The sequence below is a fragment of the Leclercia sp. EC_58 genome (genome assembly GCF_019584355.1).
Classification (GTDB): Bacteria; Pseudomonadota; Gammaproteobacteria; order Enterobacterales; family Enterobacteriaceae; genus Enterobacter.
Genome location: NZ_VDAM01000001.1, coordinates 2,258,549 through 2,276,732, shown reverse-complemented (window position 1 = coordinate 2,276,732; position 18,184 = coordinate 2,258,549). Strand labels below are relative to the sequence as shown.

Annotated in this window: 15 protein-coding genes and 1 pseudogene; 4 read left to right on the top strand and 12 right to left on the bottom strand. The window is 55.5% G+C overall.

Annotation, left to right across the window (positions count from 1 at the left end; genetic code table 11):
• Positions 1 to 48 precede the first annotated feature (48 nt).
• Genes FHC51_RS11160 through FHC51_RS11150 form a run of 3 tightly spaced genes read right to left on the bottom strand, consistent with a single transcriptional unit; the run spans position 49 to position 3,462 of the window.
• Positions 49 to 1,191, bottom strand: a complete 1,143-nt coding sequence (locus FHC51_RS11160; protein ID WP_220435544.1) for a Gfo/Idh/MocA family protein — start codon at positions 1,189 to 1,191, stop codon at positions 49 to 51.
• Positions 1,184 to 2,209, bottom strand: coding sequence for a sugar phosphate isomerase/epimerase (locus FHC51_RS11155; protein ID WP_220435543.1), 1,026 nt, complete (start codon positions 2,207 to 2,209; stop codon positions 1,184 to 1,186). Before FHC51_RS11155 ends, FHC51_RS11160 begins: the two co-directional genes overlap by 8 nt.
• A 14-nt stretch (positions 2,210 to 2,223) precedes the next feature.
• Complete coding sequence (locus FHC51_RS11150; protein WP_220435542.1) at positions 2,224 to 3,462, bottom strand: MFS transporter; 1,239 nt, start codon at positions 3,460 to 3,462, stop codon at positions 2,224 to 2,226.
• A 252-nt stretch (positions 3,463 to 3,714) separates the two neighbouring features.
• On the opposite strand from FHC51_RS11150, the gene FHC51_RS11145 reads away from it, so the two are divergent.
• Both FHC51_RS11145 and FHC51_RS11140 read left to right on the top strand, forming a co-directional pair.
• A complete protein-coding gene (locus FHC51_RS11145) occupies positions 3,715 to 4,077 on the top strand; it encodes a type II toxin-antitoxin system RelE/ParE family toxin (RefSeq protein ID WP_220435541.1) in 363 nt (120 codons plus the stop codon).
• Entirely contained in the window at positions 4,065 to 4,364 is a 300-nt protein-coding gene (locus FHC51_RS11140; RefSeq protein ID WP_103178550.1) for a helix-turn-helix domain-containing protein, read from the top strand. Before FHC51_RS11145 ends, FHC51_RS11140 begins: the two co-directional genes overlap by 13 nt.
• Before the next feature lie 44 nt (positions 4,365 to 4,408).
• Here FHC51_RS11140 and pheP read toward each other — a convergent pair whose 3' ends face one another.
• The 8 genes and pseudogenes from pheP to FHC51_RS11100 form a co-directional block, all read right to left on the bottom strand.
• A complete protein-coding gene (pheP, locus tag FHC51_RS11135; protein WP_156237965.1) occupies positions 4,409 to 5,797 on the bottom strand; it encodes a phenylalanine transporter in 1,389 nt (462 codons plus the stop codon).
• Positions 5,798 to 5,900: 103 nt separating this feature from the next.
• Complete coding sequence (locus tag FHC51_RS11130) at positions 5,901 to 7,874, bottom strand: PhoX family phosphatase (protein WP_220435540.1); 1,974 nt, start codon at positions 7,872 to 7,874, stop codon at positions 5,901 to 5,903.
• A gap of 119 nt (positions 7,875 to 7,993) precedes the next feature.
• Positions 7,994 to 10,180 carry a TonB-dependent siderophore receptor gene (locus FHC51_RS11125; RefSeq protein ID WP_220435539.1) on the bottom strand — a complete coding sequence of 729 codons (2,187 nt, stop codon included), beginning with the start codon at positions 10,178 to 10,180 and terminating at the stop codon, positions 7,994 to 7,996.
• A gap of 65 nt (positions 10,181 to 10,245) precedes the next feature.
• Positions 10,246 to 11,327 (bottom strand): annotated as a pseudogene (locus tag FHC51_RS11120) (YncE family protein).
• 267 nt (positions 11,328 to 11,594) lie between these two features.
• Entirely contained in the window at positions 11,595 to 12,398 is an 804-nt protein-coding gene (locus FHC51_RS11115; protein WP_220435538.1) for a hypothetical protein, read from the bottom strand.
• A 120-nt stretch (positions 12,399 to 12,518) separates the two neighbouring features.
• Positions 12,519 to 12,863, bottom strand: coding sequence for an HNH nuclease YajD (gene yajD, locus FHC51_RS11110; RefSeq protein WP_103178545.1), 345 nt, complete (start codon positions 12,861 to 12,863; stop codon positions 12,519 to 12,521).
• 549 nt (positions 12,864 to 13,412) lie between these two features.
• On the bottom strand, positions 13,413 to 13,730 hold the full coding sequence (locus FHC51_RS11105) for a hypothetical protein (RefSeq protein WP_220435537.1): 318 nt from the start codon (positions 13,728 to 13,730) through the stop codon (positions 13,413 to 13,415).
• Positions 13,730 to 13,969, bottom strand: coding sequence for a hypothetical protein (locus FHC51_RS11100; protein ID WP_220435536.1), 240 nt, complete (start codon positions 13,967 to 13,969; stop codon positions 13,730 to 13,732). Before FHC51_RS11100 ends, FHC51_RS11105 begins: the two co-directional genes overlap by 1 nt.
• A gap of 289 nt (positions 13,970 to 14,258) precedes the next feature.
• Between FHC51_RS11100 and FHC51_RS11095 the strand changes: the two genes are divergently transcribed.
• Both FHC51_RS11095 and FHC51_RS11090 read left to right on the top strand, forming a co-directional pair.
• Complete coding sequence (locus tag FHC51_RS11095; protein ID WP_220435535.1) at positions 14,259 to 14,534, top strand: hypothetical protein; 276 nt, start codon at positions 14,259 to 14,261, stop codon at positions 14,532 to 14,534.
• Positions 14,535 to 14,561: 27 nt separating this feature from the next.
• Positions 14,562 to 15,515: a glycosyltransferase gene (locus FHC51_RS11090; RefSeq protein ID WP_220435534.1), complete on the top strand. Its 954-nt coding sequence runs from the start codon at positions 14,562 to 14,564 to the stop codon at positions 15,513 to 15,515.
• Positions 15,516 to 15,633: 118 nt separating this feature from the next.
• On the opposite strand, the gene FHC51_RS11085 is transcribed toward FHC51_RS11090, so the two are convergent.
• Positions 15,634 to 18,153, bottom strand: a complete 2,520-nt coding sequence (locus FHC51_RS11085; protein ID WP_220435533.1) for a tail fiber domain-containing protein — start codon at positions 18,151 to 18,153, stop codon at positions 15,634 to 15,636.
• Positions 18,154 to 18,184: the final 31 nt, after the last annotated feature.

The following is an 18,184-nucleotide window of genomic DNA, read 5'->3' as shown; positions in this document are numbered from 1 at the left end:
TTGCAGCAGGCTACCATAAATGGGCTGCCCGGCGCACCGGGCAACGTGTTACTGCGCGACAGCGACCCAGCGCTGCTGCTGATGGCTTTTGACTATCGCATCAATGATATACATGACGCTCGCCCCGTCATGGAAGGTGGCGAACACCGGCTTCTCCGGCATCCTGCCCGCCTGTACCACCTGATAAAAGTGCGCCATCATATTTTTAAAGGCATCCGGCCAGCCTTCGATATGGCCGCCCGGGAAGTGGGCGCTGTCGGCCACATCCCGGTTCATCAGGCCCGGATCGTCCGTCAGTACTTGATTGGCCTGCGCCCGATGGCCTACCCAGAGCTGCTGCGGCACCTCCTGATCCCAGGCCACGGAGCCCTCGCTGCCGTTCACCTCCAGGCTGAGGCGGTTTTTACGTCCGGCGCTCACCTGCGAGACGGTAAAGCAGCCCTTACTGCCATCGTCGAAGCGGAACAGCACCGAGCCGAAATCCTCGGTGGTGACGGGTTTGTCTTCATACACCGCGTCGCCCACCTGGCTGAAGGTCTGAGTACCTGCGACGTTCGCCTTGCGGGTCGGCCAGACGATAGCGAGATCGGCCATCACTTCGGTGATGCGCCGTCCGGTCAGAAACTGAATGGTGTCGCACCAGTGGGAACCGATATCGGCCACCGCCCGCGATGCGCCCCCGAGCGACGCATCGACCCGCCAGTTGTAGTCGGTTTCCAGCAGCATCCAGTCCTGCAGATAGCTGCCGTGGGCAGCAAACAGCCGTCCGAGACTGCCCTGCTCCACCATGCTCGCCGCCTGGCGCACCATCGCAAACTGACGGTAGACAAAGCTCACGCCGTGTATCACCCCCGCCTGTTCCGCCAGCGTGACCAGCTCCCGCGCCTCGTCTGGCGTCATGCACAGCGGCTTTTCGGAGAAAACATGTTTACCGGCACGCAGGATCTGGCGGTTGATCGCCGCATGCAGATGGTTAGGGGTGCAGTTGTGCACCACGTGCAGCTCCGGGTGCGCCAGCAGTGCCTCCACGCTGCCGTAAGCGTGGGGAATATTCAGCGCCCGGGCTTTCTCTTGCGCCTGTTCCAGCGAGCCATCGCAGAGGGCGACCACCTGCACAAACCCGAGACGGCGCAGGGCTTCGATATGCGCCGGGCCGATAAAGCCGCTGCCGATAATGCCGACGTTAATCATCACGCTCTCCTGCGGCGAAATCATCAAATGCCCGATCGGATACCGGGATAATGTGGCGGGAGATAAACTCGCGCCCTTCCCGCGCCCCAGTTTCCCCCTCCTTCAGGCAGCACTCCCACTCCAGCACCGCCCAGCCGTCGTAGTCATACTGGGTCAGCTTGCTGAAGATACCCTTAAAGTCGATCTGCCCGTCCCCCGGCGAACGGAAGCGTCCGGCGCGGTTGATCCAGCTCTGATAGCCGCCATACACCCCGCTGCGCCCGTTAGGACGGAATTCGGCATCCTTAACGTGAAACGCCTTGATGCGGGTATGGTAGTGATCGATCCAGGTCAGATAATCGATCTGCTGCAACAGCAGGTGGCTCGGATCGTAAAGCATGTTGCAGCGCGGATGGTTGTCTACCAGCGCCAGAAAACGCTCGAAGGTGACGCCGTCGTGCAGATCTTCCCCGGGATGAATTTCATAGCAGACGTTAACCCCCTGCTCATCGAACGTATCCAGAATGGGTCGCCAGCGGCGGGCCAGCTCGCTGAACGCCTCCGCAAAACGCGCCTCGTTATGCGGCGGCCAGGGATAGATAAACGGCCACGCCAGCGATCCGGAGAAAGTGGCATGGGCCGTTAAACCGAGCCGTGCCGAGGCCACCGCCGCCTTTTTTACAATGTCGGTCGCCCAGGCCTGGCGGGCGCTGGCGTTACCGCGCACCGCCGGAGGAGCGAAGTTATCGAACGCCTCGTCGTAGACCGGATTGACCGCAATAAGCTGCCCCTCCAGATGGGTGGAGAGCTCGCTGATGACCAGCCCCTTCTCCGCCAGCCTGCCGCTTATCTCGTCGCAGTAGGTCTGGCTTTCTGCCGCCTGCTCGACGTCAAAAATCGCTTTATGGTTGCAGGGCATTTGCAGCGCTTTGTAGCCCTTTTCCGCCGCCCAACCGGCCAGCCCGTCGAGGGTGTTGAACGGGGGTTGTGCCCCGATAAACTGCGACAGAAAAATACCCGGGCCTTTAATCGTCCTCATACCACCTCCAGAAATTACGCCTTGTCATCGTCATATTTGAACGAGACAAGGAAAACGAGTGCAATCACGGCAGCAGCCACCGCCGGGATCCACCAGAATGTTACCCACGCCTGTGGCACGGTCTGCCCCGCCACGAGGCGGTTGTAGAGCGCGCCGGAAATCTGCGAGCCCAGCAGCATCCCGATACCATAAGTGAACATCACGATCATGCTCTGCGCCTGGCCTTTGACCTTTTCGCCCGCCACGCGGTCGGTATAGATAAAGCCCACCACAAAGAAGAAGTCATAGCAGACGCCATGCAGCAGGATGCCGAGATAGAGCAGAATGCGCCCCTCTTCACTTACCCCCAGGGCAAACATCGCGTAGCGGACAAACCACGCCAGCATGCCGATCAGCAGCATGTATTTAACACCCAGACGGCGGAACAGCAGCGGGATCACCAGCATAAAGAAGATTTCGGACATCTGGCCGAAGGACATGGCGGTACTGACATCCGCGATCCCGGCATCCGCCAGGTAAGAGGCGGTATAAGCGTAGTAGGTGCCGAGTGGGACGGAGATCAGCATTGCGCACAGGCAGAAGATAAAGAAGTGACGGGTTTTCAGCAGGGCGAAGGCGTCGGCGCAGAAGAGATCGCGCACCTTCACCGGCATCCCTTTGGCCGGGGCAGGCGTGTGCGGCAGCGTCAGGCTGTAGAGCGCCAGCAGGACGGAGCTGGCCGCCGCCACGTGGAAGATGGTGATGCTTGCGGCCACGCCGGTGACGCCGATAAAGATCCCCGCCACAATCCAGCCGATGGTGCCAAACACGCGGACCACCGGGAAGGTCTTGTCGACGTTCGCCAGGCTGTGGAAGGCGATGTTATTGGTCAGCGCCAGGGTTGGCATATAGCAAAGCGTATAGCCAAACAGCAGGCCGATCAGCAGCGCGCCGTTCTCCGCGATCAGCGCCCCCGGCACGAACCACAGGATCGCCGCCCCGGCCAGGTGCATCACCGCCATCACCTTCTGCGAGGCGAAGAAGCGGTCCACCAGCATTCCGAGCACAAACGGCGATAAAATAGAGGCGATCGGCCCGGCGGAGAAGGCATCGCCAATCAGCAATGACATGTTGTGCTGGGTCATCACCAGACCGAGCGTTACCGACCAGCTACCCCAGATAAAAAATTGCAGAAACATCATCAGGGAGAGGCGCGGTACCAGCAGCCGGTACTCCCCTGTCACCTTTCCACTACTTTCAGTTGTCGACACCATGATAAGCCCCACCCTTAAAAAGTAATCGATTACAAACCGTATCAAATGAAAAGTAATCGATTACAAAACAAAGATCCTGGGGATCGGTTAAGAAGTGCGAGAGGGGTCACGATAAAGGTGAAGTAGGGTGCGCGGGGGTGCCGGGTGGCGGCTTCGCCTTACCCGACCTACGGTTTTATGGAGGCTGGGCAGTTGCAGGTATAGCCTTTTGGCTATATTATTTTATAGCCAAAAGGCTATAAGGAAATCACTATGTGGGAAGTCGAAACAACGGATATGTTTGACGAATGGTTTCACCATCAGAAACAAGCCCTGAAAGAAGATGTCCTGGCAGCGTTGTATATTCTTTCTGAGTATGGCCCTCAACTGGGGCGGCCCTGGGTTGATACCGTTAAGGCATCGCAATACACCAATATGAAAGAGCTATGCATTCAGCATGCAGGCGATCCGATTCGCGCTTTTTTTGCCTTCGATCCCGGGCGTCAGGCCATTATTTTATGCGCTGGCAACAAGACAGGCGCGGGTGATAAGCATTTCTATAAGCGTATGATTAACATAGCTGACGCTGAGTTCAGCAAATATCTGGCGAGTAAGGAGGCCAAATGGCAACGTTAAAAGAACTGATGGCCCAGCAGAGTGAAGAAAGCCAGGAGCGGATAGCCGCTAAGGTTGAAGAATTACGCATTATTGTTGCGCTCAACCAACTGCGTGAAGAGCTCAATATGTCGCAAACAGAGCTTGCCGCCGCGATGGGCGTTAAACAACCTACTGTTGCGAAAATAGAGCAGCCGGATAATGATCCACGCCTTTCTACCCTGAAACGCTACGTTACAGCTTTAGGGGGCGAAGTGAGTATTGATGTCATACTGCCTACCGGAAAGCGGGTCGCGTTCCACATTTGATTATTTCTGCCCGGCAAGCGCAGCGCCGCCGGGCAGAAACCGCACTACTTTTTGCGGGAGAGTTTAAACGCCGCAAACAGGAAGACAATCCACACCGGGAGCAGGATCGCCGAGGTGCGCATGCCATCCATGGTGCACATCAGCACCAGGATCATCGCCAGGAAGGCGATACAGAGATAGTTCCCCGCCGGATAGAGCAGCGCCTTGAACTGCGTCTCGCGCCCTTTGCGACGCATCGCTGCGCGAAAACGCAGGTGGGCCAGACAGATCATAATCCAGTTCAGCAGCAGCGTTGCCACCACCAGCGCCATCAGCAGGCCAAAGGCTTCGTGCGGCAGCAGGTAGTTGATCAGCACCACCAGGGAGGTAATGCCCCCGGAGAGCAGCAGCGAATTGACCGGCACGCCGCGACGGCTGACGCGGGTCAGGAACTTCGGCGCGTTACCCTGCACGGAGAGACCAAACAGCATCCGACTGTTGGAGTAAACGCCGCTGTTATAGACCGACAGCGAGGCCACCAGAATCACGAAGTTAAGTGCCGATGCCACCAGGTTGCTGTTCAGATCGTGGAAAATCATCACGAACGGGCTGCTGTCGGACTTCACTTCCACCCACGGGTAGAGCGCCAGCAGGACGACCAGCGAGCCGATATAGAACAGCAGAATACGGTAGACCACCTGGTTGACCGCTTTCGGGATGCTCTTGTGCGGATCGCGGGCTTCGGCGGCGGTAATGCCGATAAGCTCCAGTCCGCCAAAGGAGAACATGATCACCGCCAGCGACAGCACCAGCCCTTTCCAGCCGGTGGCGAGGAAGCCGCCGTGCTGCCACAGGTTGTCGATAGTCGCCCGCTCACCGCCGTGCCCGGAGAAGAGCATCCACAGGCCAAAGCCGATCATGCCAATAATCGCCAGCACCTTGATCAACGCGAACCAGAATTCCGTCTCACCGTACAGGCGCACGTTCACCAGGTTGACGGCGTTAATGATGATGAAGAACGCCGCGGCCCAGACCCAGGTGGGTACGTCCGGGAGCCAGTACTGCATGTAGATGCCTGCGGCGGTCAGCTCCGCCATGCCCACCAGCACGAACATCACCCAGTAGTTCCAGCCCGACAGGAAGCCCGCAAAAGGGCCCCAGTATTTGTAGGCGAAATGGGCAAAGGAGCCGGAGACCGGCTCTTCAACCACCATCTCACCGAGCTGGCGCATGATCAGAAAGGCGATCATGCCCGCAATGGCATAGCCCAGCAGCACGGCGGGGCCGGCCATCTGAATAGCGGGCCCGATGCCGAGGAACAGTCCGGTGCCGATAGCGCCACCGAGAGCGATAAGTTGAATATGTCGATTTTGTAAACCACGATGGAGCGTCGGTGTCTGTTCCGACGCGGCTTCAGCAGCACTTTTGTCTGAAGCGGATGAGGCGTTTCTCACGGCCTGGCCCTGTCTCTTTTTGAGGAAGGGGCACCTTTTAACACTTCAGGCAGACGGGAGCAAGTTAAACGCCGGGCAACGGCTGCTGCCCGGCGGGAGGGGATCACGAACCGATCAGGCCGCCGTCCGCTTTGGTGATGACGACCGTTGACGCGCGAGGACGTCCGTTCGGGTTGTTGTCCGGCCAGTTAGAAACGGCGCGCGGGTTTGCCGGGTCGGTAATGTCATCCCCACCCTCGCCCGGATGCTGAATATTGATAAACAGCGTACGGTTGTCCGGGGTGAACGCAATGCCGGTGATTTCGCAGCCGCGCGGGCCCGTCAGGAAGCGGCGATACTCGTTGGTGCCCGGAATGGTCGCCACCATCTGGTTATTGCCCATCCCCTCATAGGCTTTTTTGTTAATGGTGCTGGAGGAGACATCGGTCTGGATCCAGAGCACGCCCTGATGGTCGAAAGAGAGGCCATCCGGGCTGCCAAATTCGGCCCCCTTCATGCTGCCCTTCGCCTTTTCATCCGTCGTGTCCGTGCGTCCGGCCAGCACCAGGATATCCCATTTGAAACGCAGGGCCGCGGGATCGCTCCCCTCTTCGAGCCAGTGCATGATGTGGCCGAAGGTGTTATTGGCCCGCGGGTTGGCCGCATCCACCGGCGCTTTGCCCTCTTTACCGCGATCGCTGTTGTTGGTCAGGGTGCAGTAGACGCTGCCGCTGCTGTGGGGATCGACCGCGATCCACTCCGGGCGATCCATTTTGGTGGCGCCAACCGCATCCGCCGCCAGACGGGTTTTGATCAGCAGATCGCCCTGACTTTCGAAGCCTTTGCTCTTATCCAGCCCGTTCTGGCCGAAGACCAGGGGCAACCACTCGCCGGAGCCGTCGTCGTTGAAGCGGGCGACGTAGAGCGTGCCGGTGGTCAGCAGCTGCATATTGGCATCGCGATCCGCCGGGTTATATTTATTGTCGGAGACAAATTTGTAGATGTACTCAAACTTCTGGTCGTCGCCCATGTAGGTGACCACGCGCTTATCGGCGGCCAGGGTGACAGCGGCGCCTTCATGCTTGAAGCGCCCTAACGCGGTGTGCTTGCGCGGCGTGGAGTCTGGATTATAGGGGTCGATCTCGACTACCCAGCCAAAGCGGTTGGGCTCGTTAGGGGTTTTATCCACGTTGAAGCGGTCGTCCACTTCGCTCCAGCGGTAGGACTCATCGCTGTCGCTGATGCCGTAGCGCTTCTCCAGCGCGTTCCGCTCGCCTTTCTTAACAAAAATATCTGACCAGTTCTCTTCGCAGGTGAGATAAGTTCCCCACGGGGTGTGGCCGTTGGCGCAGTTCTGCATGGTGCCGAGCACCCGCTCGCCCTGCGGATCGGCGGCGGTTTTCATTAAATCCTGCTGACGCGCCGGGCCGGTGATCTGCATCGGGGTGTTGACCGTGATGCGGCGGGCGAAGCTGGAGGGGCGCACCACTTCCCAGTCACTGCCGTTCTTTTTCACTTCGATAACCGACACCCCCATCGCGTTCTGGCCTTTACGCGCTTTGTCCAGGCTCCAGGTGGCAGTGCCGTCGGTAAAGAGCATCCCGTTGTCGATATACTCATGGTTCATCGCCAGCAGGCCGTGGCCGGGGTTCTCCTCCCCCTGCGGCAGACTAAACCACGCCATACCGTCATGGTGCATGCCCGCCTGGGCCGCCTGCTCATCGGTGGTGTTGCTGGCGTCAAATTTGAACGCCGGCATGGTGCCCTTAATGCCGGTGGCATCGCCCCAGCGGTAGAAAGGCCGGGCGATATAGCCCTCGGGCACCCTGACCGTGTCGTCGGTGGAGACCGGAATGCTGGTAAAGCCGAGCGAAACCGCCTTGCTCAGGGCGGAAGGCTGTGAAACCGCCGCAAGGGCGCTTTCAGGCTTGAGCAGGAACGGGAAAGAGGCGGCGGCACCGGCTACGGCACCCATCTGCAAGAAGCGACGGCGGGAGAGAAACATCTCCGCCACGCTGGAAAATACCGGGTTAGCGCTGGGATTGCTGACATCGTCACGATGTTCTTTTTTGAATACGGACTTAAGAGGTTTACCCACGATGGCTTCCTTTCTTTTGGCTAAGAAACGATAAAGTGGGAACACTATAAGAACAATTGATTACATTTTTATAACAGTCGGACGATGGGGCATCCCTGCCCCGATAACAAGGAACGAACTCAGAACTCGTAGCCGACAGAAACCTTAAAGGTGCGCGGCTCACCCTGGAAGAGGTAGGTGCCGCTGTCATCCACGCTTGCCCAGTAGTTCTCATCGGTGACGTTTTCGATCCCGGCGCGAACGGTCATCTGGTTCTGGTCATTGTTCACCGCGAAGCGGTAACGCACCCCCAGATCCAGCGTGGTGTAGCTATCCAGCTTCTTGCTGTTGGCGAGATCCGCATACTGCGAGCCAGAGTGGTTCACCCGGGCGGTGGCGGTCAGGCCATCGACGGGTTTGATGTCATACTCGGCCCCCAGCACGCCGTAGAAGTTCGGCACGCCAATCGCGTCGTTGCCCTGGTTTACGCCGTTGTTGGTTTTGGTCAGCTCCGCCTGCAGCCAGGTGGCGCTGGCGTTCAGACGCAGGCCCAGCATCGGCTCGCCAAAGATGTTCAGCTCCACACCGCGGTTACGCTGTTCGGCATCCAGACCGTAGTATTTGGTCTGGCTGTCGAGAATGGCGGACGGCATTTTGATCTCAAACAGCGCCAGCGAGCCGCCCACGCGACCGAAATCGGCCTTCACCCCCACTTCGTTCTGTTTCGAGTGGACGATACCGGTGCTCTGACCGTAGTTGATGGCGGTGTTTGGCGCGGTTTTACCCGGCTGCAACGCCTCGGTGTGGTTGGCATAGAGAGACACCGTCTCCCACGGCTTGTAGACCACGCCGTAGGTTGGCATCCAGCGGTCGCCATCGAAGCTGTCAGCCGCATTTTCCATCCCGGTGATTTTGTTATAGCCGCGGATCACCACCTTCTGATGACGGGCGCCGACGGTAAACAGCAGTTTATCGTCCAGCACGCCGAGGGTGTCGCTCAGCAGCCAGCCCTGAGTGCGGGTGCGGCCGCTGGTCAGCGGATCGCTGTAGTTGCCGCCTGAGCCGTTGAAGTTGGTGCTCGGCGGCGCATCCACGCCGGTGTTGTGGTAGATGTTGGTGACCGGGTTATCCTTCGCGGCCGACATCTTCCAGGCGATTTTTTCGTTTTTGGTCATCGCCGAATAGCCGACGTTCACCTTGTGCGAGACAAAGCCGGTATCGAAGTTACCGCGAATGCCCGCCATGCCGCTCACGCTGTCGCTGAGGCGGTTGGTATCCAGACGGGACGCGGTGGCTTTGCCGCTCTTGTCCACCAGCTTCGCACCGCTGTAAAGCCCCTCTTCATGGGCGTGCTGTGCCCCCAGGCCGGTATAGGCGGTCCAGTTATCGGTGATGTCATACTCGCTGCGCCACATGCCGAATTCGTTTTCGATATTGCTGTAGGCCCATTTCTGGGAGTAGTTGCGATCGTTTTTCGGCGGCTCCGGTACAAAATCCACGGCGGAGACGTTGACCCCGGTTTCTGAACCGTGGAAGGTTTTCTTCTGATAACCCAGATCCACGGAACTGCGGAAGTTATCGCCCGCATAGTCGAGGCCGGTGGAGAGCAGCGTGGTGCGACGGCGGTCGTTGGCGACCGGGGCTTCACCTTCCCGATGAACCACGTTGACGCGGGCACCAAACTGGTCGTTGTCACCGAAGCGACGTCCGGCATCCAGGGTAGTGCCAATCTGGGAATCGGAGGTGTAGTCCACGCCCACTTTCGCCTGCGGCGTGGCACCTGCATGTTTCGGCTCAAGGTTGATCATCCCGCCCACGCCGGAGCTGGCCGCGCCGTTCATCAGGGAGTTGGCCCCTTTGAAGATCTCAATCCGCTCCACCATCTGCGCATCCACCACCTGACGCGGCAGCACCCCGGAGAGTCCGCCGAAGGTCATATCATCCCCGTCGAACTTCAGGCCGCGAATGCGGTAGCTCTCCGCGCTGTTGCCGTAGCCCTGCACGGACTGGACGCCCGCATCGTTAGCCACCACGTCGGCTATGGTGCGCGCCTGCTGATCTTCCACCAGCTTCGAGGTGTAGCTGATGATGTTAAACGGCACGTCCATGGCATTTTGCTGCCCGAGCATCCCCATGCGCCCGCCGTTTGCCACCTGTCCGTCCAGGAAGGCTGGCACCAGCTGGTCGCCGCCGGGTTTAAAATCGCTGGCAGCGGCCTGCACCACGAGGGTCTCTTCTTTTTTGCTCTCCGCCGCGACGGCGGAATGGGCGATGGTGCCGATGGCGAGGGCCAGCAGCGTTTTATTCATTGTTCTGGTGTGGTTCATGATTAACTCTTTCAACGTGCGCGCAAAATGGCCCGTCGCCGGGCCTTGATTGTTATAAAAAAAGACTATTTCAGGGCGATACGCACCACGCTGTCCGGCCCGTTGGTGGAGTAATCTTTGTTGAACGGCTGTTTAACGGTGACGTACAGGGTCTGACCATCCGCCGACAGCAGCAGGCTGTTGGGGTTTGGCGGCAGATCCCAGCTCTGCTTCACCGCATAGGTGGTGGCATCCAGGCTCAACAGCTTGCCGCTTTCGCGCTGGGTGATGTAGAGCTCGTTGCGTTTAGCGTTGAACTTCACCGCCAGCGAGTCGCCCACGTCGAGCTGTTTGATGAGTTCTCCGCTGCGGATATCCAGCACCAGCGTGGTTTTAGCTTTGGAGTTGTCGGTGACAAACAGGCGACCCGTAGCGGGATCCTCCGCCAGGTTGAGCAGCAGCGCTGGTTTATCGCCAAGCGGCTTCCAGCGTTTTTCGATGCGGTTGCTGCGGGGGTCAATAATCAGAATTTCGCCGCCGCCGTTGGCCACGTAGAGACGCCCGGTTTGTTCAGACCACAACAGGCCGGTCACCCACTGCCCGGCGTTTTTGATGGTTTTTTTCAGCGTCAGGGTCTTCGCATCCACCACCCAGACCACTGCGGGATCGCCCACTCCGCCGATATAGAGTAGGTCGTTATGCAGCAGCACTTGACGCGCGCCGTACGGATAGCCCTCTTTGTTGCGCTCGGTAAACAGCAGACGTTTTTTCACTTTGCCGTCTTCAGTGCTGATGGCGCTGATCCCGCCGTCCAGCGAGTTGGTGGCATAGACCGTTTTGCCGTCCGGGGAGATAGCGAGCGCGAAGTTTTTCAGATCGGTATGGCTGCGACCGGTGGTTTTAAGGGTCGCCGGATCGAGCTTGTAGACCACCCCGCCCTGCACATCCTTGAAACCCTCCGAGCTGGAACATACAGCGCATCCTCTTTCGGGCTCAGGACCATTTCATACAGGCCGTCAGCCAGATCGCGCTTGATGTCGTTGGTCTGTGCCGGGGCAGCAGGTTTCGGGATATCAGCAGCAGGTTGGGTCGTGGCAGTGTGCTGTGCAGCGCAGCCGCTGAGAGAGACAGCCACCAGCAGCGCCAGGGTAGAAAATTTCTTTGACATCAGGAGCATCCTTTACCGTACAAATCGAATTTGCGGTGGACGTCTGCGTCGCATAAGTGTTGCGATTATGGTTGTGATATCGGAGCTTACGCCCCGTGCAGAGTCACCATTAACACTCAGTGTTCCATGTGAGATCTGCGCTCACTGCTCTTGCGGAAAAGTCCCTGTGCACCCGCAAACACTAAAGAGAATGAGAACTACACTCATTATCTTTATATGATCAAGTGTAAACAGGGGCAACAAAGTAAAAAGGGAGATAAGCGCGGGTTACTCTTTGCGGGCCTGCAACACAAAGGGGGAGTGCTGTTCGTCAACCGGCATGCTTTTCAACACCGCAGGCTGGGCACCAGACAGCTCCGTCATCCCCAGCGCCGAAAAGACGCCGCTGTTGATGACCTCATCCGAAAACGGCACATTGCCGTTTTCCTGACGAATAATCGCCTTACTGAGGGCGCGTAATATGTCAGGCGAGGTTACATCCAGCCGGGTGGTGGGCGAGACGCCGAGCGCCTGGCTGACATTCTGGATATAGGCGGTGGTATCGTTGTTATCCTGCGGTGGCGCCCAGCGGGAGATAATTTTGCTGATGGTATCCAGTCCGCGTCGCTGGTAGGAGAGCAGGTTGACCCCCAGCGCGCGTATCCCGTGTTCGGGAGTAGCAAAGGTGGCGAAACGCCCGTCAGTGCCATTCTGCCCCAGCCAGCTAAACGCCCAGCTGGCTTCCAGATTGCCGGGGTTGTTATTGCGAATCCCGCGAACGCCTGCGCCTGGCGCCCTCCTGGCGGGACCGGAGCGGCTGTTTTTGTACTCAGACAGGCGGTTCATCAGCGCAATTTGCTTCTCACTCCAGCCCTGGATACGGGCGTACTGATCCAGCTGACCAAACGAGGCGGGCGTTGCGGCAACGGCGGTCTGGCGGGTATCAGCGGAATTGAGCGTCGGGATAGCAGGCTGCGAAACGATCGGTTGCGATGCGTGGGATACCTGCTGAAAAGAGGCCGGGACGCTGGTCTGCGACGCCCCTGAAGATGCGGTCTGAGCCGATAGCGTCGCCACTTGCTGCGTGTTCATGCTCTGCTGCTGGACATAGTAATGCGCAATACCGGACATCATTTCCTCTGAATACTCACCCGTTATCTGTTCGGGCGTTGCCGGGTTCGCGTCGCTTGCCCGGCCTGGACACTACATGAATTATTTTTTGTTCAGCATCGATTTCAGATCGGCAAAGGGGTTGTAGGTGGCTGCCCCCACATCCTTTTGCGCATCCTCACCCGCCACCACGGTGGTTCCGTACATGTCGGCTTCGGTGTACTTCGAATGCTCGTGGTCATGGCAGAACAGGCACAGCAGCTCCCAGTTACTGCCATCCTCCGGGTTATTGGTGTGGTCATGATCGATATGGTGAACCGTCAGTTCACGCAGGTTTGAATAGACAAACTCCCGCGAGCAGCGTCCGCATACCCAGGGATAGATTTTGAGGGCTTTCTCACGGTAGCCGCTTTCCAGCCGCGCGTAGTTTTTGGGGATCAGAGCCATTGCCGGTGTTACCTGTCAGAAGGTGAGACGAGAATGTCGCTACTATATCGCAGAATGGAACCGAAGGTTAAACGAGGTTTCGCGCGATTTTGTAAACCGTTTTCTGGTCATTCGCCGCGGTTTCTTCAGCCAGCCCCTCGCGTATGCGTACAGCAGCCCCCCGAAAGATTGGGTCACTTTTAGGAAAGCAGATTTAAGAGGGGAGTGGATACAGAATATTAGCTATTCGTGAGTAGGTTAAATATTGTGTGTGAAGCTGATGCTTAGTGGCGGGATTTTAGGGGCAGGAAACATACACGGCAATTTACCCGGCGTGATTTATTGGTGAGGTGGGAGATTTGTCGTAACTTATTGATTTTGAATGGCACGCCCTAAAGGATTCGAACCTTTGACCTACGGCTTAGAAGTTCCTAGAACCACCTGATTAAACAGTAACATACCGCGTCATACCTGCGCTCACACGTCCCATGACAGGAAAAGAACGAAAACCACCAGAACCCACCGAAAACGATGTGAGTCCCAATATCGTCCCATTCCTGTCTCGCCACATCACACCACCCTGTCGTCTTCGATCGCGCTATTGATGAAGAACGTCACTCGCCCCAGAACCTCAACTTCCTCCGCCGCCTCCCCCTCGATCGCTTCGCCATCATCACAAATCAGCGCTCTACCCATTACCCGGGCAAACTGAGTCCGTCCGCCGGACAAAATCAGCAGAACCTGATTCTGTACCAACCTGGTGCACGGCTCGATGACCGCAAAGCCGGATGAGGTTTCCAGGATGCGGCTGTCGATGCCGATCCCGCAGATACACTCCGGTGTTAACCGCTGCTCTACATAGTCGCCCGCCGGTGAAGGAAATCCCATCAGTGAACCCTCCCCATGTTGCGCAGGATCCAGTAGTGATTGTCGGTTCCGTCAGTTGTCTTATCCGTGAAATCTGGCTGGTAGCGCTGTATCCACTCGTTGGCGTCGGCCCGGCTGAAATGCCAGTGGACCTTTGCCAGCTCGCGGATAAAGTCTTCTGTGCGTAAGCACCGGTAGCCCTTGGGGTTTAGCTGTATTGCGGCCACAAATGCGGCGTGAATGTCGTGACGGCGGGGCATGATCTGCACTCCTTTTACTGTTTTTATATACAGTAGTTTTTAAGGGCGTGCAGATCAATGCGGCGATGCCTATCAATGCGGCTGACTGGATTCATTAAGCTTCGCTTGTTGCCTGGCAAGGATAGGTCGGGATTTATGGAGTTAATGACCATTTAATGGTGGGTAGGCTTCAAAAAAACGTTACTGATGTTCGTTTTATAGTTATGATCAGGACAATCTTACTTGTTTAAATATTAATCATTCACCCGTTGCGCGGGTATGCTTCGTTTGCCAAATATGGAGAATAGAAATGAATAGTCACCTAACTGGGCTGAAATCTGGCCAGTTGCCGATCTTTAATTCTCTGGATGTGTCTGTTGAAGTTATGAGTGAGGTTCACCCACTCCTTGACATGCCATCATCTTACCTTCTGACCTGTAGCGCAGAAGAAGGCTGGAAACTGATAGATCGTGAGTCATCCGAGGTTATAACCTCCGAAAAGGAAACTTTTATTGATGGCAAAAAATTACCATTCCGTATCTGGTTTGGTGATACGTTAGTTTTTGAATCTGATAACAATATCTAAACAACAGAATAATAAAAAGGGAATCGCTTGAAAATTTTACTTATTGGAAACGAAATCACCTCTCCAGAAGAAATAAACAGTTTTTCGGCTATGTGGATGTATTACCTTCCTAAATGCCTGGGCGATAATGGTTGTGAAATTGGCTTCTTCCCTCGCCATAGCTCAGGAATTGAACACATGGAGTGGGCAAAGAACCTAGCTAAAGCAGCAGAAGGTTATGATGCTATCGTTGCCCCGGGCGTGCGCTACTTTAGCACCCTGCCGGTGGAAATGTGCAAATGGCTTCGCAATAACTTCAAAGGCGTTGTATCTCATATTTATGATGCATCAATGCTTGACACTGCCCATGTCGACCTGACCTTGACAATAATGGACAGCGAGCAGAACTATTTCGATAATCTGGACAGGTTAAAGCGTCATATCAATCACAACGCTTATATTGGATGGGCTGCTGATGATAAAAAGTTCACCCCTAAGCAAGGTGAAAAGCTGAGAATATTTATCGACCATCCTTCTTTTGATTACAGCCGCCCTGATTACTCTTTGACAGCAATGATGAACTTACATCGCATTCCTGTTGAATATGAGGCAAGAACATTAACTAATGAAGGGCTGATTGATATTGACGTTGAAAATATCACAGTCAGGCCGTACAACAGATTTTCCGTGCCAGCTGATGTTTTTGCTAACGAACTCAACGAAGCGCATATTTTCATTTGCACCCACCCTGAAACTTTAGGCCTTACAGTAATTGAGGCTGCTATGTCTGGGTGCTTCATTCTGACACCTCCTAATGCTATCCCTGCTGACCGAATCAAGCATGTAAACCATGCAGTATTTAACGGTAAAATTGACTGGGAGGAGGCGATCAAAAGAGCTAACCCACAAGAGAACCGCAAACGCGCCTTAAAACATGTGTGGGATTTTGTGGCTAAAAGAATGATCGTGGCTTTATCGGATCATGAAAAACAACCAGCATAAAGAAGACGGGTTGACTTCACGTCTTGACAGTCCGCCATAGCGCCAGGATTAGAATACTTCGTAATCCGGGTTTTATTAAGGCCGCAATCCTGAGATAAAGGTTTGCGGCCTCAAATTATTACGGCTCCAGCTTACTTTCAAGAATGCTTAGTCTTTCGGATAGCCCACGCATCACAAACCGATCAAACTCCTGATCGCGCAGCTGCCAGACAGAGCCAGCTTCACGCACTAATTTCATCTCACCAGTTTCAATATCTAAGCCATCAACCTCAATGGTGACGGGTGCATATTCATTTTCCCATTCATCAAAGCCGATGAAACCGTAGTTCCGCCAGTCGAGCCCCTCTTCTTCCAGCACCTCCAGTACCGCCTGCACCGTCGTTCCTGCATGAAGGCGTTTTCCAGCGTCATCAAGCCACGTCCAGAAACCAAACATTTTAGCGATTCGCATTGCTGCATTGAGTTCAGCATGGGTGAAATCGCGGATCGGGTCTTTCAGAGTGGCATCTGACGTTGACTGAGTTCCGCCAGCGAAGAAACCGACATTGTAGCGATTGGCTGCCCTGCCAAGGTTTTGTGTAGCGTCATTGACTGGATGCTGGGTCCCGTCAGTTTTGAACACATATAGTGGTGTTAATGAGCCTGAAGAGGCATTCCTTTGTGCGAGGGTAAGATCTCCAATTGATGACGCTGTAAAGTCGGCACCGGTGAGATTAGCGTTACGAATAGACAGAATGCTTTGGGGGCCAGCATTCCTCGGCAGCATTGATCCGTCTGGCTTGATTATCGTGCCTTCACCGTTATCGATGTAATCTGCCGTTGTGTTTCCGGTCACGCTTCCCGAGCCTGTAAGCACAATTTTTGCGTGAGTTACGTTAACCCCATAGCGGCCGTTATTCATTGAACTGGCATTGTCGGCAGATATTAATCCAGCGTAAACAGCAACCATGCCGTCCGTGCCGTTTTGTGTGGCGGTTGAATTAGTGAAAATAACTACACCGCTATTTGAAGCGGTTACACCAATTAATCTGTTTAAATAGCTCTTCCCATTTTGTAGATTCAATGCGCCTGGACCGCGTGCTTCCGCGCCGTTCGTGAAGTTACCACACGAGACGCCACCTGGGGCACTTAATAAACTATGGTTAAATGACCAGAAACCATTAAGTCCATTCCCTGAGCAAATAGAGCCGTTGGCCTGAATATCGCCCCCAACATCCGAAATGATACCATCCTCGCCATTCCCCGAGCTGAGCATGAATTTTCCGCGTATGTGTGCCCCTTCGGCATAAATTCCGCGCTTGCGATTAGAGCATGAGGATATGAAGTTTGACACCACCCCGGATCTTTCTGACGCAACAAATCCCTGCTCGCCGAAGCCAACAATAGCCAGATCAGGGCCTATCGCTATACATCCTGATGCATCAAAAACATCGTTAGATGGGTCTGGGGTAGCGACCGTAATGTCTGGAGTGGTAAGCGAGAAGCCATGCGCCCCGATAGTTCCAGAGCCTGTTGCCAGATCATAATCACCGACAATAGCGACGCCATTTATCGTCTTAATGCATCCCGCGCCTGCAGCCACAATACCATCACAGCCAGCGTATTTCAGAATGCTTTTCAGAATGACTACCGACCCACTAGTAATCGTTGATGTCGGGAATGCAGAAAGGTGGCAGGTGTTTTTTACGGTGACATTATTGCCAGATACCGCAGCAACAACCCACCCACCACAATGAATGTGATAGCCTCCGGTTCCCGCGATATCGTGGCGAATCATCACTACGTCGCCGACAGAGACGTTTGATGCATCTGCCAGAGAGATAGTTACCAAGTATGCCTTTGGACTGCCGCTAACACTTACCAGGCCGGTTAGCGATGTCGAATATTTAACGCCAGATATGGATAGGTTATGGACATTTTGCGACCTGATTACCGTCTTTTCTGACAGATTCACTGTACCTGCAGGAAGACTAATCGATAGCGATCCGCGAAACTCTGCTCGCGAAAGCAATTTCAGTACAGATGGAATTTGCGCCAAGGTTGGTGCGGCCGTGTAATCGCCAGGTGGCACTATGATAGTCCCATTCGTCGCCGCCACCGCTTTAATGATTGCTCCAGCAACATCTCCGCCCGCCAGGTAATCGGCAATGCTGATCGACTCCAGCATTTTGTCGTGAACGGTTCTGCCAACCGAGTCGCCTGGCTGTTTTACTACAACCAATGCATCGCCAGCTCCATCATTAGGGCTAGCCAAAACAGCCGAGCCTACACCCAGCCATTTACCAATCCCAATACCTCCTGCCGAATCAGGAGTTGAGCCGGGTGGAACTATTTTCCCTGCTGGCAGAAATGAACCATCCCAGCGGTAATACTCACCGTTGCTGGTATCGCGCAAAACCTGATTTGGCAATGTCAGTGTTGCGCCAGCCTGAAACGAGTCCATCGTGATATAGCCAAACCGCGCGATTGCCTGAGTTGCGGTGTATTCAATGCCAGCAATGGTCCAGTGCTGAACGCCAAACCTGTCGGTGTAGTAATGAGCATCTGAAGTCACGAACTCGTCAATTTTACCCGCGTTAAATTTCAGGTCGCGCGGCGTTTCACTCGGAACAGGCAAATGTGTAGGTTGAGTAGCCATATTTTTTCCATAAAAAAACCCGGCTCGATGG